22 protein-coding genes and 1 riboswitch are annotated in these 23872 nt (G+C 57.6%); of the genes, 9 read left to right on the forward strand and 13 right to left on the reverse strand.

What is annotated here, in order from left to right; genetic code table 11:
• Positions 1 to 5 precede the first annotated feature (5 nt).
• Positions 6 to 767, forward strand: coding sequence for a cobalt-precorrin-6A reductase (locus tag GFR01_RS09835; RefSeq protein ID WP_099182307.1), 762 nt, complete (start codon positions 6 to 8; stop codon positions 765 to 767).
• Here GFR01_RS09835 and cobJ read toward each other — a convergent pair.
• The 8 genes from cobJ to cobU form a co-directional block, all read right to left on the reverse strand.
• On the reverse strand, positions 740 to 1492 hold the full coding sequence (cobJ, locus tag GFR01_RS09840) for a precorrin-3B C(17)-methyltransferase (RefSeq protein WP_099182308.1): 753 nt from the start codon (positions 1490 to 1492) through the stop codon (positions 740 to 742). The genes GFR01_RS09835 and cobJ overlap by 28 nt on opposite strands.
• Complete coding sequence (locus GFR01_RS09845; RefSeq protein ID WP_099182309.1) at positions 1489 to 2214, reverse strand: precorrin-2 C(20)-methyltransferase; 726 nt, start codon at positions 2212 to 2214, stop codon at positions 1489 to 1491. Before GFR01_RS09845 ends, cobJ begins: the two co-directional genes overlap by 4 nt.
• The gene (locus GFR01_RS09850) at positions 2211 to 2852 is read right to left on the reverse strand and encodes a precorrin-8X methylmutase (RefSeq protein WP_099182310.1); all 642 of its coding nucleotides are present in this window, start codon (positions 2850 to 2852) and stop codon (positions 2211 to 2213) included. The genes GFR01_RS09845 and GFR01_RS09850 overlap by 4 nt, the downstream gene beginning before the upstream one ends.
• Positions 2849 to 4033 carry a precorrin-3B synthase gene (gene cobG / locus GFR01_RS09855; protein WP_099182311.1) on the reverse strand — a complete coding sequence of 395 codons (1185 nt, stop codon included), beginning with the start codon at positions 4031 to 4033 and terminating at the stop codon, positions 2849 to 2851. The genes GFR01_RS09850 and cobG overlap by 4 nt, the downstream gene beginning before the upstream one ends.
• Positions 4030 to 7401, reverse strand: coding sequence for a cobaltochelatase subunit CobN (gene cobN, locus GFR01_RS09860; protein ID WP_099182312.1), 3372 nt, complete (start codon positions 7399 to 7401; stop codon positions 4030 to 4032). The genes cobG and cobN overlap by 4 nt, the downstream gene beginning before the upstream one ends.
• 7 nt (positions 7402 to 7408) lie before the next feature.
• The gene (cobW, locus tag GFR01_RS09865) at positions 7409 to 8461 is read right to left on the reverse strand and encodes a cobalamin biosynthesis protein CobW (protein WP_082872655.1); all 1053 of its coding nucleotides are present in this window, start codon (positions 8459 to 8461) and stop codon (positions 7409 to 7411) included.
• Positions 8458 to 8850, reverse strand: coding sequence for a DUF1636 family protein (locus GFR01_RS09870; protein WP_099182313.1), 393 nt, complete (start codon positions 8848 to 8850; stop codon positions 8458 to 8460). Before GFR01_RS09870 ends, cobW begins: the two co-directional genes overlap by 4 nt.
• Positions 8851 to 8971: 121 nt before the next feature.
• Positions 8972 to 9206: riboswitch (cobalamin riboswitch) on the reverse strand.
• 37 nt (positions 9207 to 9243) lie between these two features.
• On the reverse strand, positions 9244 to 9831 hold the full coding sequence (cobU, locus tag GFR01_RS09875) for a bifunctional adenosylcobinamide kinase/adenosylcobinamide-phosphate guanylyltransferase (protein WP_099182314.1): 588 nt from the start codon (positions 9829 to 9831) through the stop codon (positions 9244 to 9246).
• 3 nt (positions 9832 to 9834) lie between these two features.
• Here cobU and cobT point away from each other — a divergent pair, with 3 nt between their 5' ends.
• From cobT to bluB, 5 genes are all read left to right on the forward strand, one after another.
• On the forward strand, positions 9835 to 10896 hold the full coding sequence (gene cobT / locus GFR01_RS09880) for a nicotinate-nucleotide--dimethylbenzimidazole phosphoribosyltransferase (RefSeq protein ID WP_099182315.1): 1062 nt from the start codon (positions 9835 to 9837) through the stop codon (positions 10894 to 10896).
• A complete protein-coding gene (cobS, locus tag GFR01_RS09885; RefSeq protein ID WP_099182316.1) occupies positions 10893 to 11660 on the forward strand; it encodes an adenosylcobinamide-GDP ribazoletransferase in 768 nt (255 codons plus the stop codon). The genes cobT and cobS overlap by 4 nt, the downstream gene beginning before the upstream one ends.
• 170 nt (positions 11661 to 11830) lie before the next feature.
• Positions 11831 to 12055: a CbtB domain-containing protein gene (locus GFR01_RS09890; RefSeq protein ID WP_099182485.1), complete on the forward strand. Its 225-nt coding sequence runs from the start codon at positions 11831 to 11833 to the stop codon at positions 12053 to 12055.
• Between the two features lie 15 nt (positions 12056 to 12070).
• Positions 12071 to 12814 carry a CbtA family protein gene (locus GFR01_RS09895; RefSeq protein WP_099182317.1) on the forward strand — a complete coding sequence of 248 codons (744 nt, stop codon included), beginning with the start codon at positions 12071 to 12073 and terminating at the stop codon, positions 12812 to 12814.
• Positions 12811 to 13449, forward strand: coding sequence for a 5,6-dimethylbenzimidazole synthase (gene bluB, locus GFR01_RS09900; RefSeq protein ID WP_099182318.1), 639 nt, complete (start codon positions 12811 to 12813; stop codon positions 13447 to 13449). The genes GFR01_RS09895 and bluB overlap by 4 nt, the downstream gene beginning before the upstream one ends.
• Here bluB and GFR01_RS09905 read toward each other — a convergent pair.
• Positions 13439 to 13990: a histidine phosphatase family protein gene (locus GFR01_RS09905; RefSeq protein ID WP_244902239.1), complete on the reverse strand. Its 552-nt coding sequence runs from the start codon at positions 13988 to 13990 to the stop codon at positions 13439 to 13441. The genes bluB and GFR01_RS09905 overlap by 11 nt on opposite strands.
• Positions 13991 to 14128: 138 nt before the next feature.
• On the opposite strand from GFR01_RS09905, the gene GFR01_RS09910 reads away from it, so the two are divergent.
• Entirely contained in the window at positions 14129 to 15847 is a 1719-nt protein-coding gene (locus GFR01_RS09910; RefSeq protein ID WP_099182320.1) for a M20/M25/M40 family metallo-hydrolase, read from the forward strand.
• A gap of 47 nt (positions 15848 to 15894) precedes the next feature.
• Here GFR01_RS09910 and GFR01_RS09915 read toward each other — a convergent pair whose 3' ends face one another.
• Positions 15895 to 16785 carry an NAD-dependent epimerase/dehydratase family protein gene (locus tag GFR01_RS09915; RefSeq protein WP_099182321.1) on the reverse strand — a complete coding sequence of 297 codons (891 nt, stop codon included), beginning with the start codon at positions 16783 to 16785 and terminating at the stop codon, positions 15895 to 15897.
• Positions 16786 to 16904: 119 nt separating this feature from the next.
• On the opposite strand from GFR01_RS09915, the gene GFR01_RS09920 reads away from it, so the two are divergent.
• Positions 16905 to 17810 carry a LysR family transcriptional regulator gene (locus GFR01_RS09920; protein ID WP_099182322.1) on the forward strand — a complete coding sequence of 302 codons (906 nt, stop codon included), beginning with the start codon at positions 16905 to 16907 and terminating at the stop codon, positions 17808 to 17810.
• Here the strand turns inward: GFR01_RS09920 and panS are convergent.
• Complete coding sequence (gene panS, locus GFR01_RS09925) at positions 17792 to 18727, reverse strand: ketopantoate/pantoate/pantothenate transporter PanS (protein WP_099182323.1); 936 nt, start codon at positions 18725 to 18727, stop codon at positions 17792 to 17794. The two genes, GFR01_RS09920 and panS, sit on opposite strands and share 19 nt — an antisense overlap.
• Positions 18728 to 18928: 201 nt before the next feature.
• On the opposite strand from panS, the gene GFR01_RS09930 reads away from it, so the two are divergent.
• Positions 18929 to 21562, forward strand: a complete 2634-nt coding sequence (locus GFR01_RS09930) for a M1 family metallopeptidase (protein WP_099182324.1) — start codon at positions 18929 to 18931, stop codon at positions 21560 to 21562.
• A gap of 43 nt (positions 21563 to 21605) precedes the next feature.
• Here GFR01_RS09930 and GFR01_RS09935 read toward each other — a convergent pair whose 3' ends face one another.
• On the reverse strand, positions 21606 to 22823 hold the full coding sequence (locus tag GFR01_RS09935) for a cation:proton antiporter (RefSeq protein WP_099182325.1): 1218 nt from the start codon (positions 22821 to 22823) through the stop codon (positions 21606 to 21608).
• A 113-nt stretch (positions 22824 to 22936) separates the two neighbouring features.
• The gene (locus GFR01_RS09940; RefSeq protein WP_099182326.1) at positions 22937 to 23872 is read right to left on the reverse strand and encodes an ABC transporter permease; all 936 of its coding nucleotides are present in this window, start codon (positions 23870 to 23872) and stop codon (positions 22937 to 22939) included.

The following is a 23872-nucleotide window of genomic DNA, read 5'->3' on the forward strand; positions in this document are numbered from 1 at the left end:
ATCCTATGCGCGTCCTGATCCTTGGGGGCACCACCCAGGCCAGCCAGTTGGCTCAGCAGCTTGGCTCTCATGAGGGTTATGAGACCGTTTTTTCCCTTGCCGGAGTAACTAAAAATCCGGTTTTGCCAAACACTTCGGTCAGAATTGGCGGGTTCGGCGGCGTGGACGGTCTGCGTGATTTCCTGCGGGTTCAGAACATAGAGGCTGTTGTAGATGCCACTCACCCTTTTGCAGCCCAGATGAGTCGCCATGCTGCGATGGCCTGTGCCAGCAGCGGTGTTCCTGTGTTGCGCATAGACCGCCCAGCCTGGACGGAAGGTGCGGGAGATCGATGGACGCATGTTTCGAGCATTGAAGACGCCGCGGCAGCCCTTGGAGACAGCCCTCGGACTGTCTTCCTGACAACCGGCCGAAAGGATCTCGGCCCGTTTCAGCGCGCCTCTCAGCATCACTACATTCTGCGCAGCATCGACGCGCCCGAGCCATCGTCCTTGCCACGAAAGGTGACGCTTCTCCTCGCCCGTCCGCCATTTACCGTTGCCAGTGAAATGGCGCTTATGAAAGACCATGCGGTGACCGTGCTCGTTACGAAAAATGCCGGAGCTGAGGCTACGGCCGCCAAGCTTGTTGCTGCCAAGATGCTTGGTCTGCCGGTCATCATGATTGATCGCCCTGTATTGCCCCCAGTGAAGACGGTTTCGACCATTGAGAGTGCCATCGCATGGCTGTGTGAGCGTCGTCATGCTGGGACAGACCGGGACGTGTAGAGCCACGCCTCTCCCTGCGGGCGATCAATCTTCCGGGTCAGTTCGCTACCAATCAGAACCAGCGTGCTCATATCCACAAGCTCCGGATCAGCATGCGTAAGATCCGTCAGAACCAGCCGCTCGTCCGGGCGGCCGATGGCGCGGGCAAACGCGACGGGTACCGTGTCGGGCAGGCTTTTCCGCAGAACGTCCAGCGCCTCGCCAAGCTGCCAGGGTCTGGCTTTGGAGCGCGGGTTGTACAATGCGATCACGAACCCGGCCTCTGCCGCCAGTGTCAGCCTGCGACAGACCATGTTCCACGGTTTGAGATTGTCCGAGAGGGACATGACGCAGAAATCACCGCCCAAAGGTGCACCCATCCGGGCTGCCGCAGCAAGTACGGCCGAAACGCCGGGAACAACAGTCACGTCTGTGGCACGCCAGTGCTCCGGTCCTTGATCTATGGCCTCAAACAGAGCGCTGGCCATGCCAAACACGCCCGCATCGCCTCCAGAAACAATCGCTACACAGCGTCCTTGCTCCGCGAGTTCCAAGGCATGGCGGGCACGATCCAGTTCCACCCGATTATCGGACGGATGGCGCACAACAGTCTCAGGCAAATCCACTCGATCCACGTAAGGACCGTAGCCAATCACGTCCGTTGCCAGAGACAATGCATTTCGCGCTTCCGGAGTCTGCTGATCCGGATTGCCCGGACCAAGACCGATGACGAAAATTCGGCTCATCTAACGCCTCGGCGCCCCGGCAGGAGAGCAAGAGAAAAATATGGTGCAGGTTCACACATGTCGGCCAAAGGCATGACGCGGGCATCGTCCTGTGTGCCGCGCTCGACATAGACTGCGTCCTGCATTCTGCCTGCGCGTTTCAGGGCCGTCTGAAGTTTGGGAAGGTTACGCCCAAGCTTCATCACTACTGCTGCATCTGCCCGTTCAAGCCAGTGAGCCAGATCATCTTCCGGCATGGTGGCAGGCAGGACGCAGAGCACGTCATCGCCATGGGTCATGGGAAGCGCGGCTTCCGTCCAGCACCCGCTCATGCCCGTGATGCCCGGAATGACTTCACAGGAAATACCCGCTTTCAGACGATCAAACAGATACATGGCGGACCCATACAGGAACGGATCTCCCTCACACAGGATCGCTACATCTCGTCCAAGCCGGATTTCAGCTTCGATCCGGCTCGCACATTCGTCATAAAAAGATGACATATCAGGATGATAGGACGGATCATTCACCAGACGCTCTGTGGTGAACGGATAGGCAAATCTCAGCTCCCGCGTCCCTTCCGCAATATGAGCGTCAGCGATGCGACGAGCGTGACCCATCCGGTCATGGCGGCAGAAATACGCCACAGTGGGAGATCGGGCGATGACCCGCGCCGCTTTGAGCGTCATGAGTTCCGGATCGCCCGGGCCCACACCCACAACATAGACCGTAGCGTCTGTCATTCGGCTTCACTGGCCAGTGCATTAATGGCTCCAGCAGCCATTGCACTTCCCCCCAGACGTCCACGAACGATCACATGCGGTAGATCAGGCCTCTCGGCGAGCGCGTCCTTTGATTCAGCCGCTCCAACAAATCCTACCGGCATCCCGATAATGGCCGCAGGTCGTGGGCCGCCTGCGTCAATCAGTTCCAGAAGATGGAACAAGGCAGTGGGTGCATTTCCGATTGCAACAACGGCGCCCTCAAGCTGGTCTCCCCACAGATCAAGTGCCGCCGCAGAGCGTGTATTACCGATCTCCCGGGCAAGGTCAGGGGTGCGAGGATCACGAAGGGTACAGATCACAGCGTTATTCGCTGGAAGCCGCGCCCGGGTGACACCATGCGCGACCATCTCTGAATCACACAAAATGGGCTTTCCAGCCTTCAAGGCATTTCGCGCGGCACTCACAAGATCGGCTGTCATACTGACCGACCCCGCAACATCCACCATCCCGCAGGCATGAATGATGCGAACCACGATCTGTGCCTGCTCAGGGGTGAAGGCAGACAGGTCAGCTTCGGCCCGGATGGTGGCAAAGGATCGGGCGTAAATGGCTGCGCCATCCCGGATGTAGTCGTAAGAATAAGGTCCGGCGCTCAAGCCTGTATCTCCTTCAGTTCGCGGGACAGGAGGGCCCGGATGTCGGGTAAGTCCCTGTTACCCCATGAGATTATATCTTTCGTGCACCCATTGCGCACAACATCATATCGTCCGTTCCTGGCAATGAGCGTCATATCCGCTCCGCCGGGATGAGCGCATCCTTTTACGCAGCCTGAAACATGCAGCACACAGCCAGGAGGGACGTCAGATGCCAGAGCCAAGGCGGTTTCGGCAACATCCTCTGTTGCTCTTTCACATCCGGAAACGCCTACACAAGCCTCAACACGAAGACGCGGGTCAGTAGCGTCCATGATGAAACCCGGATGATCCATGGTTTTGTCTGGCATGATGACATTTCGCCATGGCGTAACACGCAGGCGGTCTTCTCCCTGCTGTTTAGCAAGAAAATAAAAATCGGATGCAGGAAGGCGCCCAAACGGAACCCCGAGGCCAACCCTGTGTCCAGGTAATTTCCCTACAGGAAGGGCAAAAGTCGGGGGCATCGTGGATTGGAGGCAGCCCTGCAACCCTGCCTTTTCCAGAACCTTCTTCGTAATGTTCGCATCGTGTGCAGGGCGTTTGACCTCAGGCTGCCGCGCGAACGTAAAGGAAATAGCCTGCACAGCGTTTACAGCCTGAGCTTCGTTGAGGGCTTCCGTAACAACCTCCCCGCAGCGCACTGACCACCCGTCTTGTCCGGCCTGAAGAACGAGATCGGCGGAAATCGCTCTCACAGGCAGTAATCCGCCGCCGTCCACACCCCAGCCAAATTTTCCCGGAAGGCTTGCAAGACGATCATCCGCAAGAAGTGCGGCCTGAAGTTTCCGGGCGACCGCGATTGTGTCAGGGTGACAGGCAGGGTCATATCCAGCCAGCGGCGAGACCAGAACCGCCCGTTTCCGCTCTCGTGCCGGGTCGGGATCGGCAAGTCCGCATTCTATCGCAGTTCTGCCCGCCAGACGCGCACTGTCCCGCGAAAAGCCACGCAGTTGCAGATTGCCCCGGTTTGTCAGTTCAATCGTACCATTGCCGTGATCGGACGCCAGGGCGGCTATGGTCTGCACCTGACCAGCATCAAGCCCTTCTATGGGAGGCCTGATCCGCACAAGAAAACCATCGCGGGCCTGCATTGGAGCAAACAGATCGGGACACCAGCCACGGACCAGAGGCGCATCGCTCATCCCTGCCCGTCCTCCAGAAGTGCTGCTACACTGTTAAGTCGGGGGTGCCACAGACCTCGAAGCATCATGTCGTGAAAGCGCTTTTGCATCGCACGTCTTGCCTGCGGGTTAGCGCTCCGCAGAAACACGTCGCACGTCTCATCCCCAAGCGTTGCTGCAAAGACAAGATCGAACTGATGATCGAACCTCGTCGGTAAAGTTGCGGCGAACGCACACAGTCCGTCCAGCCCACGCGCTATTTCCGCCGCCCCGCGATAATCATGTCGCTGCATGCCCTCAAGCCATCGCGGGTTCGCCAGACGCCCGCGTACGATCCGCGCAACTTCAGCTTCGGTATCGCGCAGACGTGGTGCTTCCGGGCGAGACGTGTCGCCATGCCAAAGGACGGGGTCTGCGCCTAGCAGCTCGGCCGCCGCTGAGAGACCACCCTCATGAGCCGCCACGTCGGGGCTTTCCAGAATATCGGTTTCTGCATGATCCTGAACATGCAGAATGGCATCTGTCCGTGCGAGCTTTTCTGCCAGCGCATCTGCATTCCGTGTGCCGTCCCGGCCTCCCCCATACATCCAGTCATTGCCATCAAGATAGGACTGACCGAGTTCAGACCGGTTCTCCCATGTTCCCCTTGCCAGCGTCTCCTCGATGCCGGTTCCATACGTTCCTGGAGCAGCCCCGAAGATCCGCGCCGTTGCCGCTTTGCGCTCTTCGCCTTCAAGGTGGAGGACACTGGCAGCAAGGGGATTCCACTCTTCCCCTTCTTCACGGGCTGCGACCGCCTGAACGGCCTGATCGAAAAGCGCGATCTGCCCCGGAAAAGCATCCCGGAAAAGGCCGGAAATCCTGAGTGTCACGTCCACACGCGGCCGATCCAGAACAGGCAGAGGCGTAACCTCAATTCCGGAGACACGTCCGCTTGAGGCATCCCAGACAGGCTCAACGCCCATCAGGAGAAGTGCCAGTGCCAGATCTTCGCCACCGGTTCTGAGCGTGGAGGAACCCCATAGGTCCATGACGATGCGCTGAAGTGGCTCTCCCTCTTCCTGAAGGTGCCGCAACAGGATCTGCTGGGCCTGCGCTTTCGCCAGTTCGACGGCAGACGCTGTGGGGACGGCCCGTGGGTCCATGGTAAACAGATTGCGACCAGTTGGAAGAACATCCACCCGCCCCCGCGTCGGCGCACCAGACGGCCCTGGCTGAACGAAACGTCCCTCCAGCCCAGCAAGCAGCGCATTCATTTCCGCGCCTGCGCTGGCTTCGATCAGTGCGGTTATGTCCTCCTTGGGCACCTGAGCAATTGAGGACACCATTGTCGCAAGCCTGTCTGCATGCGGAGCGACTTTTCCGAAGACGTGCAATCCATCGCGGATCTGCAGGTCCTTCACGTCACAGAGATAGGCATCCAGTCGGGCCAAAGCCTCGGCTTCATCGCCTTCGCCCGGCTTGACACCGGTCTCCGCCAGCAGACCCATTCCGGAAGCACGGTCCAGAATATCACGCCGCAGGATTGCCCCACGCCGGCGGTCCAGACCGTCTGCTTCCGCGAATTCGTCAATCAACTGCTCCAGATCAGCCATGCCAGCGTCCAGTCCGGCCTTCATGACGGGTGGGGTCATGTGCCCAATGGTCACAGCGCCAAGGCGTCGCTTGGCGGCGGCTGCTTCGCCGGGATTGTTGACGATAAAGGGATAGAGAACTGGCACTGAACCCCTTAGAACGGCAGGAGCACAGTTTTCCGACAATGCGACGGCTTTTCCGGGTAGCCATTCCAGAGTGCCGTGCGTTCCAAGATGGACCATCGCGTGGATCTGGCAAACCTGACGAAGCCAGATATGAAACGCGACATAGGCATGTCGGGGCGGCGTATCGGGGTCGTGATACTGCGTCTTGCGATCCTGTGGTGCGCCACGATCCGGCTGCACTGCGATGGTGATGTTCCCCAGCGTCAGGATTTTCAGGCAGAACGCTTCCCCCTGAACCGCCGCATCGTCCTGTGGCTCGCCCCATGCGGATAGAACAGCTTGCCGGAACTTATCCGGTAGCGCTTCAAACGCAGTCCGATAATCTTTCAGGCTGAGAACCTGCTTTGGTGGTTCCCCACAGAGCGACTGCACCAATGCCGCTTTGTTGGACCAGGCTCCGACCTGACCGCAGTCGTATCCAGCGTTCTTCAGCGTCCCAAGAATGGAGCAAAGGCTGGCAAATGTATCCAGCCCGACAGCATGTGCGGACTGACCTTCTGCGCCCGGATAGTCGGACAGGATCAAAGCCAGATGTTTGTTTGCAGGCTTGAGATGTCTCAGCCTCGCCCAGGCGCGCGCCTGGGCAACGATAGCCGATATGCCCGCGTGATAAGGGGCATGTCTGGCCGCATCACCGGGAGCTGTTTCCGACTTGAACGAAATTGGCCCTGCGGAGAGGCGTCCGTCCAGTTCCGGCAGAACGACCTGCATGGCGAGGTCGGACTGAGACAGGCCTCGGCCACTCTCTTCCCATGACTGATGGGTTGATCCGGGTTGCAGGACCTGAAGAACGGGCGCATCCGCATGGTCCAACGGGGAAGATCCTGTCTCGCCCCGGGCGGAAAAAAATGTTGCGTTCAGGATGATGTCTGGGCGCGTCTGTGCCAGATGACTGCGGACATATTCTACGGCGTCAGGGTTCTTGAGGGACGAGACGTACAGCACATCTGCTGACAGACCAGCCTCTTCCAACGCGTGCGCCAGGCAATCGATGGGAGCTGTATCAGCAGCGAGAAGATGGGCACGATAAAAGACAACAGTCGCACGCAAGGAAAGATCAGGCTTCCCGGCGCGATAGAGCCCAGCAAGCGGTAGAGGCTCTGGCGTCCCGACCAGATCCTCGCCACGACCAGCCAGATGCGCCATCAGAAGTAGTGCACGACGGGCGTTGTCCGGGCCTCCCTCTTTCAGAAAGCCGGTCAGACGTTCATGGATACCCACGTCAACATTGGACCAGTCTTCCAGTCGCGCATCCTGACGCGCATCTCCTGGAAGCAGGGCCAGCGGGATAGAGTTTCTGGCGCAGGAGTTTCGTACTTCTTCCGCACCATAGCGCCAGTAATCGACGCCTCCCAAGAGACGCACCACGACACAACGCGCTTCTGAAAGAGTCTGCTCCACATACAGATCAACAGACATCGGGTGCCTGAGCCGGGAGAGGCTTACTAATCTCAGCGAGAAACCAGCGCCTTCTGGCGACAGCGCGCTCAGGTCTTCATACGCTCGCTCAAGCGCCAGAAGGTCGCTATCCGAAAAAGACAGGAACACGACGTCAGCAGGCGCATGACCGAGATCCTCGGCCACGTCCTGGTCGTCTATTCCATGTCTTTCCCGGACGAGCAGATGCATGATGGGCTCAGGCGGCCAGTAGCGCTGCTTCGATGGCAGCCCGATCCAGACCGGTCTGACCAATCACGACAAGGCGTCCGTCACGCGTGTCGCCTGTCAGGGGCACATCGAATTCATGGCGGAAACGCGTGCCGACGCCCTGCACAGCCAGGCGCATTTTTTTGCCCTGTACGGCCATGAAGCCCTTCATCCGCAGGATATCGAACGTTCCAGCCACGTCGCTGAGACGCTTCAGCACTGCGTCAGCACTGGTTTGCTCCGGCAGAACGACAACAAAGCTTTCGAAATCATCGTGTTCATGATCATCCGCGCCATCATGATTGGATGGCCGCCCCTCAAGGTCATCTTCAGCGCCCGCTCCAATTCCGAGAAGCACAGCCGGGTCCAGTCGCCCTTCCACGGCCCGAAGTGTCACCACCTTGCGCGGCACAGCTTTGACGATCGCCGCCTCAACAGCATCCGTTTCGGTGCTGTCCAGCAGATCGGTCTTGTTGAGGACGATCAGATCCGCAGCGTTCAGCTGATCCTCATAAACTTCGGCGAGAGGGTTATCGTGATCAAGGGAAGGATCAGCCGCGCGCTGGGCTGCGACGGCAGCCGGATCATCAGCAAAACGGCCAGCCGCCACCGCAGGGGCATCGACCAGCGTGATCACGCCGTCCACTGTCATACGAGTGCGGATTGCGGGCCAACTGAAGGCTTTCAGAAGAGGCTTGGGCAATGCGAGGCCGGACGTCTCAATGACGATATGCTCTGGCGGATCTGCGCGATCAATCAGAGCCTGCATAGTGGGGATAAAGTCGTCTGCGACGGTGCAGCACAGGCAGCCATTTGTCAGCTCGACGATATCTTCGTCAGGGCAGTTTTCGATGCCGCAGGACCGCAGAACCTCGCCATCAATCCCCAGAGAACCAAACTCATTGACCACAATGGCAATCCGGCGACCATTCGCCTGCGCCAGGAGGTTCCGGAGAAGCGTGGTTTTCCCAGCCCCGAGGAAGCCTGTGATAATCGTGACCGGAATCTTGCGACCGGCACCTGAAACAGATTGGGACATCATGAAAGTTCCTGTGAGGCAGAAAGAGATGCTGGCAAACGGGCGAGGATCATATCAGAAAGAGACGCAGGCCGCTTCGATGGCATGACTGTTCCTGTTTTCGAAGTCCGATAGACGTTCAGGAATGTTAGCAGATCCTCGACCTTCTCAGGGCCAAGCTGCCCCAGAAGCAAGGTCCATTTTTTCGGCATGGAAACAGCCGCAACACACCCGCGGCTGCATGTGGCCATACATTCCACAGGCTCAACGCTGAAATCGCCGTTCTCAGCGTGGCTGGTCAGGGCATCGTAAAGCTGGCGCCCCTGAACGGGATCGTCCGTCAGTGGCAATCCGCGGCGGCATGTTATGCAGACATGCAGGACAGGCCTGGTCTGAGGCAGGTTTTCTGCCATGGTTTCGTCTCTCTTGCAGCCCGAAGAGGCATAACAAAAGGCGCGACAGAAGGCCTCCGCAGTTCGGAGGGGACGTGCCTGTATTGGCGCGACCTCACAGTCCGGGCACCCCGCCGGATCATGACACTCGGCTCAGATGGCAGGTCTCCTGACTTACGGTCGAGACGCCTTCAGCGCCTCCTCTCCTGCCAGACCTTCCCGGACTCAAGCCCAGTGGTCGCACACCCCAAAAAGATATGCCGACAGGACAGATAACCGTCCACAGTTGCGGGGGCAGTGCCGGATTTGACCAGTTTGGCCGCACCGGCTTCCCTTTTCATCCTCCTTTCGGAGGAACCATCACGTTCTTTCCTATCGCTGGTCTAGCAGAGTGTCAAAAGCCTTGGTGGTCGCTCATTTGAGTTTCACTGGCAAACCGGCGGCAACGAAGAGCACCTCGTCTGCGATGGCGGCAATCCGCTGGTGAAGCAGACCCGCCTCGTCCCGGAAACGTCGTGCAAGTGCATTGTCGGGAACAATCCCCAGCCCAACTTCATTGCCCACGAGCACGGTCTGATGCTGACGCTCGCAAAGCGCCGATAACAGCCCCTCCGTTGCAGCGCTGATGTCCCTCTCATCCAGAATAAGGTTCGTGAGCCAAAGCGTGAGGCAATCAACCAGAACAGGTTCTGGCCCTGCCTTTTGAAGCACGGTCGTGATGTCATAGGGCTCTTCAATTGTCTGCCAACCCAGCTCGCCACGGCTGGCGCGGTGCAAGTTAATCCGGCTCTGCATTTCGTCATCATAAGCACGGCCAGTGGCCAGATAAATCCACGGTGCGGGCTGACTTGTGATCAGGGCCTCGGCAACGCGGCTTTTCCCAGATCTTGCACCACCGAGAACCAGCGAAACCTGCCCACGCCCTGCTGGCTCAGCCGAATGCACCACGATCTCTCCCTCTTCCTCATCTTGCATGCGCCCGAATAACAGCACAAAAGACATCTCATGCCGACTGATGCCGCATTTTCCGTGTCCGAATTACAATTCACCAGCATGGCAGCCCTTCGGGCCGCCTGTCTGTCCTTGCCTGAACGGGATCTGGCCTGTGGAGATCGTATCAGACAACGGGATGCGGCGCTGACCAAGCCTCCCGGCAGTTTGGGTAGGCTTGAAGAACTGGCAGTTTGGCTGGGTGAATGGCAGGGCACTGACCGGCCCGCGCTGGATAAAGTCCAGATTACGATTTTCGCAGGCAATCACGGTGTTGTTCAACGCGGGGTGTCGCCTTGGCCCTCTGACGTTACACGCCAGATGGTCGCGAATTTCGAGCATGGTGGCGCGGCCATTAATCAGCTTGCGCGCAATGCCGGGGCTAAACTCAACGTGGTTTGCCTTCAGAATCTAAAGCCGACTGAAGACCTCTCTCAAACGGCCGCGATGACGGAAAAGGATTTTCTGTCTGCTGTTTCAGCCGGGTATAGGGCTGTTCCTAAAGATGCTGATCTGTTTTGCCCCGGTGAAATGGGAATTGGGAATACAACGCCGGCTGCATCGCTGTGTGCGGCGCTCCTGGGCGGAAGGGGCAGCGACTGGGCTGGTCGTGGAACAGGTCTCGATAATGACGGGGTGAGGCTGAAAGCCGCAGTCATTGATGACGCTCTTGCTCTTCACAGTCCCATCCTGAGTGATCCATTGGAGGTCGCCCGTAGCCTCGGTGGGTATGAACTGGCAGCTATTATGGGAAGCGTTCTGGCAGCGCGCCACTATGGCATTCCCGTACTTCTGGATGGATTTGTCTGTACGGCCGCAGTGTTGCCTTTTGTAAAGATAACGCCAGAAGCACTTGATCATACACGTCTTTCTCATTGTTCCGCAGAGGCAGGGCACCGCAGATTAGCAGCAGCTCTTGCGCTGAAGCCTCTTCTGGATTTCGGACTAAGGCTGGGAGAAGCGTCGGGCTCAGGTCTGGTTGTTCCACTTTTGCGTGGCGCTATAGCCTGTCACAATGGCATGGCGACATTTGCAGAAGCTGCCGTCTCCCAGCAGTCAGCTCCCCCCACAGAATGAAACTCTGGCGCATTATCCGAGAGGATATTGCCTGCGGTGCGGGGCTATTGACGCGCCTTCCGCTCGGATGGTTGCGCGTCAGGGGCCAGGCGTGGTCTTTGCCCAGATCTGTCTGGTGCTGGCCGCTGGTTGGAGCTTTTACGGGCGTTCTGGCCGGAACCGTATTTCTGATCCTCCGTGCCCTGCATGTTCCTGCCACCATTGCGGCTGTTTGGAGCATCGGGATACAGGTTCTTCTGACGGGCGGTCTCCATGAAGATGGTTTGGCGGATATGGCTGATGGCTGTGGCGGTGGTTCCACGTTGGAGCGACGGCTGGAGATCATGCGCGATAGCCGGATCGGAAGTTACGGGGCATTGGCCCTAGGGATATGCTTACTGATCCGTGTCACAGCACTTGCCGCCTTACCGGTCATGCTGGTCCTTCCTGCCCTTGCCTTGGCGGGCGCGTTATCTCGAGCCATGCTGCCGCTCCTGCCGTTCACTCTGCGTCCTGCCCGGGAGAATGGACTGGCACGTCAGCTGATAGGCCTGACACGGGATCAGGTATTGGGATGCCTTTTCTCAGCATTCTGTGTTGCGTTGCTCTGCGTCTCGTCACACGTCGCTCTGTTGGCCTGTCTGCTGGCTTTATGTGTGGCATGCGTCTTGAGAGCCACGGCCAAGCGGCTTCTGAACGGTTACACGGGTGACGTTCTCGGGGCCACCGCAAGCATTACCGACTGTGTGGTGCTGACGGCCCTCGTCGCTGTATGGAACGGTTGACACTTCACAGCGGAAGACTACTCTCGCAACACGCAGAACAAGGGGAAACCGGTGGAAACCCGGTGCGGTCGCGCCACTGTAACGCTTTTGCTGTCGCAATGCGGAGCCAGACCTCCTTTTTCAAAACAGTTTTTCACCGCAGAACGCGCATCTTCCTTGCGGAGTCCATCATGAGCCAAAGCCTCTCCTCTAATTCTCATTCCGGCAGTATCGTTGCTCCCGTAGCCATCCCGATCAGCGCTCTTGTGCCATGGGCCATCTTCACAATCGTGCTGAGCCTCCTGCTGCTTTATTTTGTGGGAGCCGAACAGGGCGCGACGTCGCTGATCTCCGGGCACGAGGTCCACGAATTTGTTCATGATGGCCGCCATCTTCTTGGATTTCCCTGCCACTAAGGGCTGGGTTTTATAATGGCTGGTCGTCTTCTGACCCGTGGCATGATCGCCGGGGTTGTTGCCGCTTTTCTTGCGTTCCTGTTTGCCCGCATCTTTGGCGAACCTCAGGTCAATCTGGCGATTGCCTTTGAAAGTGCAAAAGATCTCGCTGCTGGAGAACCTCCGGAAGCTGAACTGGTCAGCCGAGGCGTGCAGGCGTCCTTTGGACTTCTGACGGCTGCCGTCATGTATGGTGCGGCTTATGGTGGAATTTTCGCGACGGTTTTCGCATTCGCCTATGGCCGAGTGGGGCGTTTCTCACCGCGTGCTCTTTCAGCACTACTGGCTGCTGCTGCGTTTGTAGTGTTCGTGCTTGTCCCGGATTTGAAATACCCTCCCAATCCACCTGCTGTTGGCTTGCCGGGAACGATCAATTTGCGGACCGAAACCTATTTCGGAATGATCCTTCTTTCCCTGTGTGCAGCCGTGGCATCCTTTATGACCGGTCGGCCGCTTGTCCGGCGTCTTGGTGCGTGGAATGGAACACTTGTGTCCATAGTCATGTTCATTGCTCTCATCGCGGCGGTACAGTCTGGAATGCCGGATATCAATGAAGTACCGACGGACCTCCCTGCAACAGTTCTCTGGCGCTTTCGTGAAGCAGCCCTTGGAATGCAGATCGTTCTCTGGGCCACGATCGGGCTGATTTTTGGTCCGATGGCCGGTCGTATTCTCGATGAACAAGCTGGCCGTACCGGTTCGGCTATGGAAAAATTGTGACGTCTCCTGTGTTTTCTGACGAATTTCGGCTCGATCTCGAGCGTCTTTTCACCTGGCGCCGGGATGTCCGTCATTTCAGGCGGGATCCTGTTGTGCCTGCACTCCTTGATGATCTGCTTCAGGCGTCAACACTGGCGCCATCCGTAGGGTTGAGCGAGCCTTGGCGTTTTGTTCTGGTAGAGGATCAAGCTCGGAAAGCGGCAGTTCGTAACAGCTTTGAGGTGTGCAACGCACGGGCGCTGGAAGGTTATGAGGGCGAACAGGCAGCGGGGTATGCTGCCCTCAAACTTGCCGGGTTGGATGATGCCCCTCATCATGTTGCCGTCTTCTGTGAGACTGCTCCAGATCAGGGGCACGGGCTGGGGCGTGCGACCATGCCTGAAACCACCACATGGTCTGCCGTCATGGCGATCCACACGTTTTGGCTTGCCGCAACAGCATCGGGGGTCGGGCTCGGGTGGGTGTCCATTCTGGAGCCTGAAGCCGTTTCAACAATGCTGGATGCTGAACCGGGCTGGGATCTCGTCGCCTATCTTTGTGTCGGGTACCCGATGGAACAGGCCAATACGCCTGAACTGGAACGCATGGGGTGGGAAAAGCGAAACCCTGAACGCCGCCAGTGGATCAGACGCTGACGTAGTATAACCTGCTGCTTCCCTGGGGCATTGATGGAGCAAGAAGATCGGGGCGAATTCCCCGTGCCAAGCCATCCAGCAGACGTAACGGTCCCCCATGGGAAATAACCAACGCCGGCCGCGCGGCGCGGATCAGGTCTTCCCAGAAAGACTGCACTCGCTCGCGCAGGTTAGTGCCACTCTCCCCTCCTGGAGGAGAAAAGCCTTCCGGATCGGCGGCCCAGCTATCCAATGCCTCACGCGGCACATCAGCCCAGGTCATTCCTTCCCACTGGCCGAAATTCAGTTCCTGAAGACGCTCATCCTGCGAAACTGGCAAACTACTATGCTCTGCCAGCTTCCGTGCGACAGCCAAACAGCGCATGGAGGGCGAAGTATAGACGATGGAACAACCAATCCCCTTTGCCAAGGTTAGCAGACCGGATGCAATAGGCTCCCAGCCCGCCTTTAGCGTCATGTTCTGTCGGCCGTAACAAACGCCTTCGGCACTCTCAACCTGTGGATGACGGGATAGGAGAACCGGAAGAGTGGAAATTTTCATGTGAAGAAACATGGGGTGGGCGTCTGTTTTCCGTCAACCCACCATGCAAGCGATTTTATCCCATTTCCGGAACAGCCGTGTGATGTGTAAAGTGCTCGTCATCTCATCAGAACTGCCGTTAAGACATACACTGAGGACATGATGCACACACTGTCTTTCCGCCTTCGCCTACAACTCGCTACGGGTCTGGCAGCTTTCGCTTTCGCGCCTCTGGCAGCAGGTCTTTCCGCTGCACAGGCAGCGACGAACACTGGTGCCTCCGGGCCAATTGATCCGGCTCGCATGTCCGAGACAATGCGTGTGCTGTCGTCGGATGAATTCGAGGGCCGCGCACCGGGCACGCCAGGAGAAGCTGTTACAGTCAAATGGCTGATCGAGCAGTATCAGAAGATCGGTCTTGAACCGGGTGGCGAGAATGGCGGATGGACGCAAAACGTCCCAATGATCCGCACCCGGCCTGACCCAAAGGCAACAGCGACCGTGACCACACGCGGCCATACTTTGGAGCTGCACCAGCTCAAGGATGTGGCGCTTTCCACGTTGCAGCCCATTCAGCGCCTGCGTCTGTCGCATGTTCCGCTGGTGTTTGTTGGATATGGTGTGACGGCCCCCGAACGTCGCTGGAACGATTTCAAGCAGGTTGATCTGCACGGTAAGATTGCAGTCTTCCTCGTCAACGATCCGGATTTCGATGCTGGACCAGAAGAGCCTGTAGCCGGGCGTTTTGGCGGCAAGACCATGACCTATTATGGTCGCTGGACATACAAGTTCGAAGAAGCAGCCCGTCGCGGTGCTGCAGGTGCGCTGATCATTCATGATACGCCGGGTGCGTCCTACCCGTGGAGCACCGTTGTTGCACCACAGGGTGAGGAATATGACATCCTGCATGGTGACAAGGATCTGAAGTCCGTTCCGCTGATTGGCTGGATCGAAGGCAACGCGGCGCATGCGCTCTTTGCCCAGGCAGGGCTGGATCTGGATCGTCTGCGTCGTCAGGCTCGTTCGCCAGATTTCCACCCGGTCAATATCCATGACACGACGTTCTCGCTTGATATGCCGGTCAAGGTGGATCATCTCCAGAGCCAGAACGTGATCGGTAAGCTCACAGGCTCGACCTATCCGGACGAGACCGTCATGTTCGGCGCTCACTGGGATGCATTTGGCAAGAGCACAGACGCACAGGGCAACACCGTCATCCGCCGTGGCGCGATCGATGATGGCTCCGGCATTGCCGCTGTTCTTGAAATCGCCCGCGCTTTCAAGAATGGTCCGAAGCCAAAGCGCACGGTGAGCTTTGCGTCCTGGACGGGTGAAGAGCGTGGCCTGTTGGGGTCAAGCTGGTATGTGGCGCATCCCCTCGCCCCGCTGGACAAAACTGCTGCCAATCTGACGATGGATGTTCTTCAAATGGCTGGCCCCGCTCATAATGCCTTTATCATTGGTGCCGGTCAGGACACGCTTCAGGATGACTTCTCTGCCGCAGCCCTGAAGCAGGGTCGTACAACGCAGCCGGAAGCCATGCCGGAGCGTGGCGCATTCTATCGTGCAGACCACCTCCCCTTCGCGCGAGTTGGCGTGCCCGTTCTGGCCGTGATGGACATGGCTGGCCCATTCGATCTGCTCAATGGCGGAACAGCAGCAGGCAGCAAGTGGCTGACGTCTTACATGGCCTGCTATCATCAGGCTTGTGATGCCTGGAGCGCCGACTGGGATGTTCGCGGCGCAGCGCAGGACGTCGAAGTTGTTCGTCAGGTTGGTTATAGCGCCGCCTTCTCGCATGACTGGCCGACCTGGAAGGCTGGTTCGGAGTTCCGGGCTATTCGCGAGAAGAGCGACGCCAACCGCTCGGCTCATTGAGAGAGAATATCCGAGCGGATCCTGTGTTTAGTCCGCTCGGAATTCTTTCAGGCGATATCCTGCCGGATCCAGTCCGTCACTGAATGATGGACTGGTGCCCAGCCAAGTTCCCGCCTCGCCTTGTCAGCCCTGACGCGGCTGTTGGAACTCAGGCCAAACACCGCGAGTTCACGGCCCCAGCGCTTGATCGCCTCTTCAGGGGCCCAGTCCTGCGATGGCCCAAGACCTAAAGCGGCCCCAATCGCATCCGTGATTTCACGAAACGATGCTTCGCCGTTTTCAACAAAGTAAAAGCTGCCAGCTGGCGCTTTCGTAAGAGCCAGTTCGTATAACGCGGCAACGTCTGCAATATGGACGTTTGACCAGCGACTGAGACCACGGCCGATATGTCGGCTGATGCCGCTTTCCCGGGCCTGCGCCACGAGAGGCGGAATCTGAACACTCTGCGAAACTGGCCCCAAATGCCTCCCATAGATCATGGTGTTGCACAGAACTACTGAGCGGACACCAGGTGCGGCATTCCGAATGAGAGTATCGATTGCGATACGCGCAACCTTATCTGGTGCCGGAGCTACGGGGGTTTCTTCCGTAAAAATGGCATCGGAAGGTTCACCGAGGGCTTCGTCTCCGACTAGGGAGCTGCCGCTTGTATGCAAAAACGGCTTTCCGCTGCCTTCGAGCCCCTTTAAGAGCGCTTCAACCGCGCCACGGTGATCGCTGTCGGCAGCATTGATTACAGCATCAGCATTCTGCGCCTCAACCATCAGAAGGTCGCTATCGTCGAGGGTACCAACAACGGGTTCGATACCGAAAGATCGAAGTTCTTCCGCACGGGATTCATTGCGGATCAGACCTCGGATCTGATGCCCTTTTGCGGCGAGATGGGCTGCGACCGAGCCCCCGATATAGCCACTTGCGCCAGTGATGAAGATTTTCATCTGTTTTGCCTCTGCTTCAGAAAGACTGGAACGTACGGAAAAGATGATCTTTTCTTTGTGAGTTGATAATTCTCTCAATCTGCACAAAACTTGTGAATGAAATTCATAGGTGGATTTGCATGGATAATCGCGTCGGAGAAATGCAGGTTTTCGTGCGCGTTGTGGAGAGTGGCAGCTTTTCAGAGGCTGCACGTCTTTTGAGAATGACGCCCTCGACGGTCAGCAAGCTCATTGCACGCATTGAGGCTCGTCTGGGATTGCGCCTGATTGAACGGTCCACACGTCGCCTGTCCGTGACGCAGGAAGGGCAAACCTATTACGCGCGCGCCACCGCTCTGATCGCGGACCTTGATGACATTGAACGCAGCCTTACGACCGGGAACCTGCAGCCCAAGGGCACGGTCCGGGTGAATGCCTCGGTTGCGTTCGGAACGCTCGGGCTTGAACCCCTTCTGCCTGCTTTCTGGGAGGCTTACCCGGATATTGTGATTGACCTCTCCCTGTCAGATGAAATGACCGATCTTTATCTGGATCGAACGGATGTCGCATTCCGGGTAGGGCGTTTACAGAATTCAGGATTGACCGCACGGCCTCTTGGCTCTGTCCCGCGAAAGATCGTCGCATCTCCTGCCTATCTGGCACGACATGGAACGCCCCAGACACCCGAAGATCTGAGCCATCACCGGTGTCTGGGTTTCAACTTCCAACGATCCGCGCCTGTCTGGCCTCTTCATGAAAAAGGCAGGCTGGTTGACCGGTTGGTGCATGGGCCGCTGCTGGCCAATAATGGGGAGACCGTGCGCAGGCTTGCTCTTCAGGGCGCTGGTCTGGCGCGCTTGGGGGAGTACCATGTGCGGAATGATGTTCAGGCGGGGCGCCTGATCGAAGTCCTGACGGATGCAGGCATGCAGGATGAGGAAGACATTCATGCGCTTTATCCGGGGGGCCGTCAGAGTCCGCCCCGAGTGAGAGCCTTTCTGGATTTCATGGTCCCTCGCCTTCAGGATTATCTGGCGATGTCCTGAGCGTCAGGATTTTTTACTTTCAATGGGCGGGCAGCCCAGAATGTGGCGAGAACAGACCCTGACACGTTGTGCCATACCGAGAACACAGCTCCCGGAAGAGCCGCAACCGGTGAGAAATACAGTCGACCTAGTGTGGCTGCGAGTGCGGAATTCTGCATTCCAACTTCAAGGGCCAGTGTTCGGCATACGGACTCATCAAAGCCCAGAAGGCGTCCTCCCCAATATCCTCCCGCAAGCCCGATAGCGTTATGCAGAACGACGCCCAGCATGAGCAGCGGACCAGCCTGAGCAAGGGAAGGCCCTGCTCCAGCCACCACGCAGCCAATGATCAGCAGGATCGACACCATCGCGATGGGTGGAAGGGCAGCCTCAACGCGCTTCACCATGCGCTGGCAGAGTGTATTGACGAGCACGCCCGCCAGAACAGGCAATGCAACCATCGTAATGATACTGCGGAACAGGCCCCAACTATCAACGGATACTCCCGCCGAGACATAAAGGCGGGTCAATAACGGTGTCGCGAAAATTCCAACCAGTGTGGAGAGCGCACTGATGCTGACCGACAGAGCGACGTCCCCTTTGGACAGGAAGATCATGACGTTCGAAGCAGTACCGCTCGAAACGCACCCGACGAGGATCATGCCCGTCGCCAGCGCAGGCGGCATTCCAAGCAGATGCGCAATGCCCCAGGCAGCGACCGGCATCACCAGATAATGGAGGCCCACACCCGCCAGAACAGGATAGGGACGGCGCGCGATCCGGGAGAAATCCTGCACCGTTAGAGAAACCCCCATCGTGAACATGATGAAAGCGAGAAGTGGCGTGATGATGGGCAGAAGCTTCAGGAATGGTGCAGGAAATGCAATAGCACCGACTGTCACCAGAATGGCCCAGACAGGGAAAAGGCGTGTCATCATCTAACGGGACGTCTCCATTCTCGTGCAGTGAGTTTCCTCATACCGGCATTGGGGAGGTTTTGACACACGTCAGAACGGAGCGGTTGGCAATCAATTCCGCCCTTTCCTGCCCTAACCGAGTATGCGACGTTCAGATCACCTTTGAAACACAGCGCCATACGCCGTTTTCGATATTCCTTTTACCGATCAAGGACAGACTTCATGATGCGCCGCCTCCTGGCTCTCAGTACCCTTCTTGCCGGCCTGCCCTTCACGGTAGCGCATGCCGAAGGCACCTTCTCGTTCCAGCAGACGCCGGGAGAGCTCCCAAAAACGGTCGCTCCGGAAACCTATGTCATTGATCTTGAAACTGATCCCGAGCACCTGACCCTCAAAGGGCAGGAAACCATTGACGTGAACGTCCTGACCGATGCGCAGGATATTGTTCTCAATCAGGCCGGTCTCAAACTTTCCACGGCTATTCTGGATGGAACGCATCACGCCACCATTACCCAGAACGATACAGCGGAAACAGCAACGCTTCATTTTGAGCAAGCGGTTTCTAAAGGCCCGCATACGCTCGCCATCAGCTATACGGGACCGATCCTCAAGACACCGAACGGCCTGTATATTAACGACTACACCTCAGCCAAAGGCGAGAAGCGACGGATGCTGGTGACGCAGTTTGAGGTCGCCGATGCGCGCCGGATGTTCCCCGGCTGGGACGAGCCCGCGTTCAAGGCCAGTTTCCAGCTCAACGTGACCCTGCCGTTCGATGATGCCGCCGTCAGCAACATGCCCATCATCGGAACCACGCAGCAGGATACGAAAACCAAGCGCGTGTCTTTCGCTCCCACCCCCCGCATGTCCAGCTATCTACTGGCGCTTGTTGCAGGCGATATGGGCGCAGTCCATGGCGGCGCAGACGGCACGGACATGAGCGTGTATGCACCGGCTGGTCTTGAGGAACAGGGCCGTTACGCCCTGGAATCCGCCGAGAAGATTCTGCCCTATTACAACACCTATTTCGGCGTGAAATATCCTCTTCCCAAGATGGATATGCTGGCCATTCCCGGCAATTATCAAGCCGGTGCGATGGAGAACTGGGGCGCCCTCACCTACATCGACAATGTTCTTCTCTTTGATCCGAAGAACAGCACGCCCCGCACTCGTGAACTGATCCACGAAGTTGTTGCGCACGAGATGGCCCATCAGTGGTCGGGCGATCTTGTGACGATGGGCTGGTGGAACAATATCTGGCTCAATGAGGGTTTCGCGTCCTGGATGGAGATCAAGGTCACGGACAAGCTGAACCCTCAGTGGGACATTTGGCCTCGCCAGCATGACACCCGGGAAGAAACGATGGCGATTGACGCTCTCGCCACCACACATCCGATCCAGCAGACGATCCATAATGTCAGCGAAGCCAATTCGGCGTTTGACAGCATCAGCTATGGTAAGGGTGAACTTGTCATCCGGATGCTGGAAGGTTGGCTGGGCGAAGACAAGTTCCGTGATGGAATGCGCGCCTACATGAAGGCTCATGCCTATGGAAACGCCACCAGTCAGGATCTGTGGAACGCCTTGTCCTCCACATCCGGCGAGGACGTTGCCAAGGTCGCCCGCAGCTTTACGGAACAGCCGGGTATTCCGCTGGTCAATGTGACGTCGTTCTGCCAGAACGATCAGGCGACTTATACGCTAACGCAGAGCCGCTTCACCATTCATGACCCGCAGGCCCAGCCCTTGACGTGGAGCATTCCGGTTGTTGCTGGCGGCCCCGGACTTCCCAGCAAGACGATCGTTCTGGGAACGGAGCCTGTCACCATCACGACGCCGCATTGTGGAGCGCCGTTCAAGCTCAATCTTGGCGAGAGTGGCTACTATCGCGTCGCCTACGACAAGAATGCGTTCGCTGCTCTTTCTGCCTCCATCAGCAAATTCTCAGCTGTAGACCGTGCGAATCTGCTTGGGGATCAGTATGCCCTCTTCCGGGCGGGTCAGGCAGGGCTGGCTCCGTATCTGGATCTCGTGGACCGTCTGACGACGGCACATGAAAGCGATATTGCGGTTCTTGAAGAGATTATCGACCGTCTGGAAACGATTGATCTTTACGAAATTGGCAACCCGGTTCGTGATGATTTCCAGGCTTATGCCCGAAGCCGTCTGGCCCCCGTTCTGGCGCGCCTTGGGTGGGACGAAAAGCCCCATGAGAATGTTCTGGATACGATGCTGCGTCCATCGGTCATCAGCGCACTCGGAGCCTTCAACGATCCAAAGGTCACCGCGGAAGCCAAGCGTCGCTTTGCGCTCTGGAAGAATAATCCGGCATCCCTGCGCCCTGATCTTGTCGCCGCCGTCACAACGATTGCCATGAAAAACGCTGACGAGCAGACATGGGCCTTTATGGCCGACAAGGTTCGCACGACGCAGGCAACCGAGCTGAAACTGCGCTACTTCGCCGCTCTTGCCAGCGCGACCAATCCGGATCTGATCCGCAAGACTGTTGAACTGGCGTATACCGGCGCCATTCCGAATGGACGGATTGCCCGTTCGCTCGCTGTCGTTGCGGTTTCTAGCGAAAATCCGGATCTGGTGTGGCAGTTGGTAAAGGAACACGAAGCCAATATCCGCCCCCATCTGGCACCATGGTCACAGGATGACTTCCTCGCCACAATTGCTGCTCACTCTAACAGCCCGCAGGTTCTGGCCGCTCTGCAGAGCGATCCGTGGGCCACGAAGACAACGGGATCCAAGATTGCGACGGCCAAGGCTGTCAATACGATCAACGCCCGTCAGGACGCGATCCGCGCCACCCAGACGCAAATCCACGACTGGCTTTCAACGCATCACTAATTTTTAGAAAGAATTTGGGAGGATCATCAGATCCTCCCAAATTTCAGGCTTCGACTTTGGGTCGAGGCGCGACAAGCTTGAACATCGGGCCTGTCAGGACTGTGGAAATCACAGCCAGAACCATCAGAGACGCAAAAGCAAATTCCGAGATCATGCCCTGTGCGTGGAAGATCGTTGCGGCAACAATCTCCATCAGCCCTTTGCATTGCAGAAGCACGCCGACGCTCAACGCCTGACGACGACTGAGACCTGCCGCGGGCGGGAAAATGTACACGGCGACAATCTTGGTCACGATCGAAATGGCGACCAGGGACAGCGAAGCAATGACGGAAGGCCATGTCAGGGCGTCACCATCAATATTCAGGCCGCTATGCCCAAAGAACATTGGAGCAAGCCAGATGAGGGAGAACGTTCCAACTTTTTCGACGGGCAGGCGACGGACCCAGGATGGCGGCATGATCGCGCCGGCAAAATAAGCGCCAATCAGCTCATGAAGGCCAAGCTGCATACTCGCCCAGGACCCGGCCGCAAGATAGACTGGAACGGCAAGCCAGATCACGGCCAGAGGCGGATGGCGGAAATGGCGAGACGCCCAGTTCCCAAGCAGAGCCAGTCCGACTAGCAGCGCAATCGCCAGCACTTCCAGACCGGTCCAGCCATGCAATGCGGCTGTGCCCCGCTCTGCGACCTGCAAGGCCGCCAGTCCGATCCAGAGCGCCGCGTCATCCACAACAGCAAGTTTCAGAGCAAGCTGGCCGAGTGGGCGCTGTGAGGCATCGAGTTCACGAACGACACCAATCAGAACCGGCAGTGCACTGACGGCAATGCACAGGCCAATTGATGCTGCCGCTACCCACGGCTGAGCATGCGGGGGATGCCAACCCGGCAGAGGCAGAAAGAATTCATAAGCCAGAATGGAGCCAACGAGCAGCGGACCGCCTAGAGCAACCGCCGCACCGCCCAAAAGGCGGCCTAGCGAAGGCGCAGGCAGGGTATGGTCCGCATCGGCTTTTCCAGGTGACTGCCACATCTCGAGCCCCGCTGTAAAAGCCAGAACGAGAACTGCAACCCACCCAATATCACTTCCATAAACAGAAGGAATTCCAAGAGATTTTACTGGAAGGTGCCAAACAGAAATCAATATACCGATAAGTATTGGCAATACGACAATCGGTATTGATCTGCGAAGAACGCGCCATAAAATCCATGGGAGAAAAACGAAAACCGCAGCATCTGCAATAAGTGCCGTAATGTTTGTCATCAGCCTCCCCTATATACCTACATGAACGGACAGGGTACTCGATTATAGGCTTTAAGTGCAAACCAATGGTATTAGAGAGCGTCTTATAACGGTCTCGTAAAATCTCCTGACCGTTATCTTCCGCTACGATAATACGGAGTTCCAAGAGCCGCCGGAGCAGCCATAGCGGATCTGAGTTTCGCAAAGGCAAGCATAGGTACAATGATGCAGGCGACTGTCCCGAGATACGGCAGCGTGTTGAGGATCGCAGGTGCTACTGGCCACCCTCTCGCCTGCCCCATGAAACCGATAGCTGTTACCAGCCCGAACAACAGGCCAGACAGCACAGCCACCACAGGGCGATATCCCGCAAAGATCACAAGCGCGACGGCAATCCACCCTCGCCCGGCGATCATTCCGTCTGACCAGACCGGAACAACCGCCAGGGTCAGATCAGCGCCAGCCAAACCAGCCAGAACGCCTCCCAGAATGACAGCGACTGCTCTCAGCTTCATAACAGGTACACCGACGGCATCGGCGGCAGCGGGGTTTTCGCCAACAGCACGAAGATCCAGTCCTGAGCGTGTTCGAAACATCCAGAAATGCACCAGCGCCGGCAGAACCAGATAGATTAGATAAACAAGCACATTCTGGCTGAAAAATGCAGGTCCAATAACGGGAATGGAGGACAGAACCGGGATGGAGACTGGTTCAAATACAGCAGACACGGGAATACCGGCAACAGACCGTCCGATGACGGAACTCAGTCCCAACCCCAGGAATGTAATGGCAACGCCACACAGAACCTGATTGGCGCGAAGCACCACACTGGAAAGCGCCAATACGCCGGCTCCCAGCCCACCGACTAGTCCGGCAGCCAGAAGGCCCAGCCATGGATGAGGCGTTGCCGTTACCGTCATGACGGCAACAACTGCCCCGAGAGACATGAGCCCCTCGACACCAAGATCAAGAACGCCAGCACGCTCGGCAATCACTTCGCCAAGGGCGCCAAGAGCCAGAACACTACCGGACAGAACGGCATGACCAAGAAGATCGCTGAGAAGTGCCAT

The sequence above is a fragment of the Gluconobacter frateurii genome (assembly GCF_002723955.1).
Taxonomy (GTDB): Bacteria; Pseudomonadota; Alphaproteobacteria; order Acetobacterales; family Acetobacteraceae; genus Gluconobacter; species Gluconobacter frateurii.

What these genes read in the sequence shown, in the direction of transcription:
- cobJ (WP_099182308.1), bottom strand. Translation starts at nt 1,492, where the DNA reads ATGAGCCGAATTTTCGTCATCGGTCTTGGTCCGGGCAATCCGGATCAG.
- GFR01_RS09905 (WP_244902239.1), bottom strand. Translation starts at nt 13,990, where the DNA reads ATGAAAATTTCCACTCTTCCGGTTCTCCTATCCCGTCATCCACAGGTT.
- cobG (WP_099182311.1), bottom strand. Translation starts at nt 4,033, where the DNA reads ATGAGCGATGCGCCTCTGGTCCGTGGCTGGTGTCCCGATCTGTTTGCT.
- cobW (WP_082872655.1), bottom strand. Translation starts at nt 8,461, where the DNA reads ATGATGTCCCAATCTGTTTCAGGTGCCGGTCGCAAGATTCCGGTCACG.
- GFR01_RS09915 (WP_099182321.1), bottom strand. Translation starts at nt 16,785, where the DNA reads ATGAAAATCTTCATCACTGGCGCAAGTGGCTATATCGGGGGCTCGGTC.
- cobT (WP_099182315.1), top strand. Translation starts at nt 9,835, where the DNA reads ATGCCGACTGATGCCGCATTTTCCGTGTCCGAATTACAATTCACCAGC.
- GFR01_RS09890 (WP_099182485.1), top strand. Translation starts at nt 11,831, where the DNA reads ATGAGCCAAAGCCTCTCCTCTAATTCTCATTCCGGCAGTATCGTTGCT.
- cobS (WP_099182316.1), top strand. Translation starts at nt 10,893, where the DNA reads ATGAAACTCTGGCGCATTATCCGAGAGGATATTGCCTGCGGTGCGGGG.
- cobN (WP_099182312.1), bottom strand. Translation starts at nt 7,401, where the DNA reads ATGCATCTGCTCGTCCGGGAAAGACATGGAATAGACGACCAGGACGTG.
- GFR01_RS09935 (WP_099182325.1), bottom strand. Translation starts at nt 22,823, where the DNA reads ATGACAAACATTACGGCACTTATTGCAGATGCTGCGGTTTTCGTTTTT.
- GFR01_RS09835 (WP_099182307.1), top strand. Translation starts at nt 6, where the DNA reads ATGCGCGTCCTGATCCTTGGGGGCACCACCCAGGCCAGCCAGTTGGCT.
- panS (WP_099182323.1), bottom strand. Translation starts at nt 18,727, where the DNA reads ATGATGACACGCCTTTTCCCTGTCTGGGCCATTCTGGTGACAGTCGGT.
- GFR01_RS09845 (WP_099182309.1), bottom strand. Translation starts at nt 2,214, where the DNA reads ATGACAGACGCTACGGTCTATGTTGTGGGTGTGGGCCCGGGCGATCCG.
- GFR01_RS09930 (WP_099182324.1), top strand. Translation starts at nt 18,929, where the DNA reads ATGATGCGCCGCCTCCTGGCTCTCAGTACCCTTCTTGCCGGCCTGCCC.
- GFR01_RS09870 (WP_099182313.1), bottom strand. Translation starts at nt 8,850, where the DNA reads ATGGCAGAAAACCTGCCTCAGACCAGGCCTGTCCTGCATGTCTGCATA.
- cobU (WP_099182314.1), bottom strand. Translation starts at nt 9,831, where the DNA reads ATGTCTTTTGTGCTGTTATTCGGGCGCATGCAAGATGAGGAAGAGGGA.
- GFR01_RS09940 (WP_099182326.1), bottom strand. Translation starts at nt 23,872, where the DNA reads ATGGCACTTCTCAGCGATCTTCTTGGTCATGCCGTTCTGTCCGGTAGT.
- GFR01_RS09910 (WP_099182320.1), top strand. Translation starts at nt 14,129, where the DNA reads ATGATGCACACACTGTCTTTCCGCCTTCGCCTACAACTCGCTACGGGT.
- GFR01_RS09920 (WP_099182322.1), top strand. Translation starts at nt 16,905, where the DNA reads ATGGATAATCGCGTCGGAGAAATGCAGGTTTTCGTGCGCGTTGTGGAG.
- GFR01_RS09895 (WP_099182317.1), top strand. Translation starts at nt 12,071, where the DNA reads ATGGCTGGTCGTCTTCTGACCCGTGGCATGATCGCCGGGGTTGTTGCC.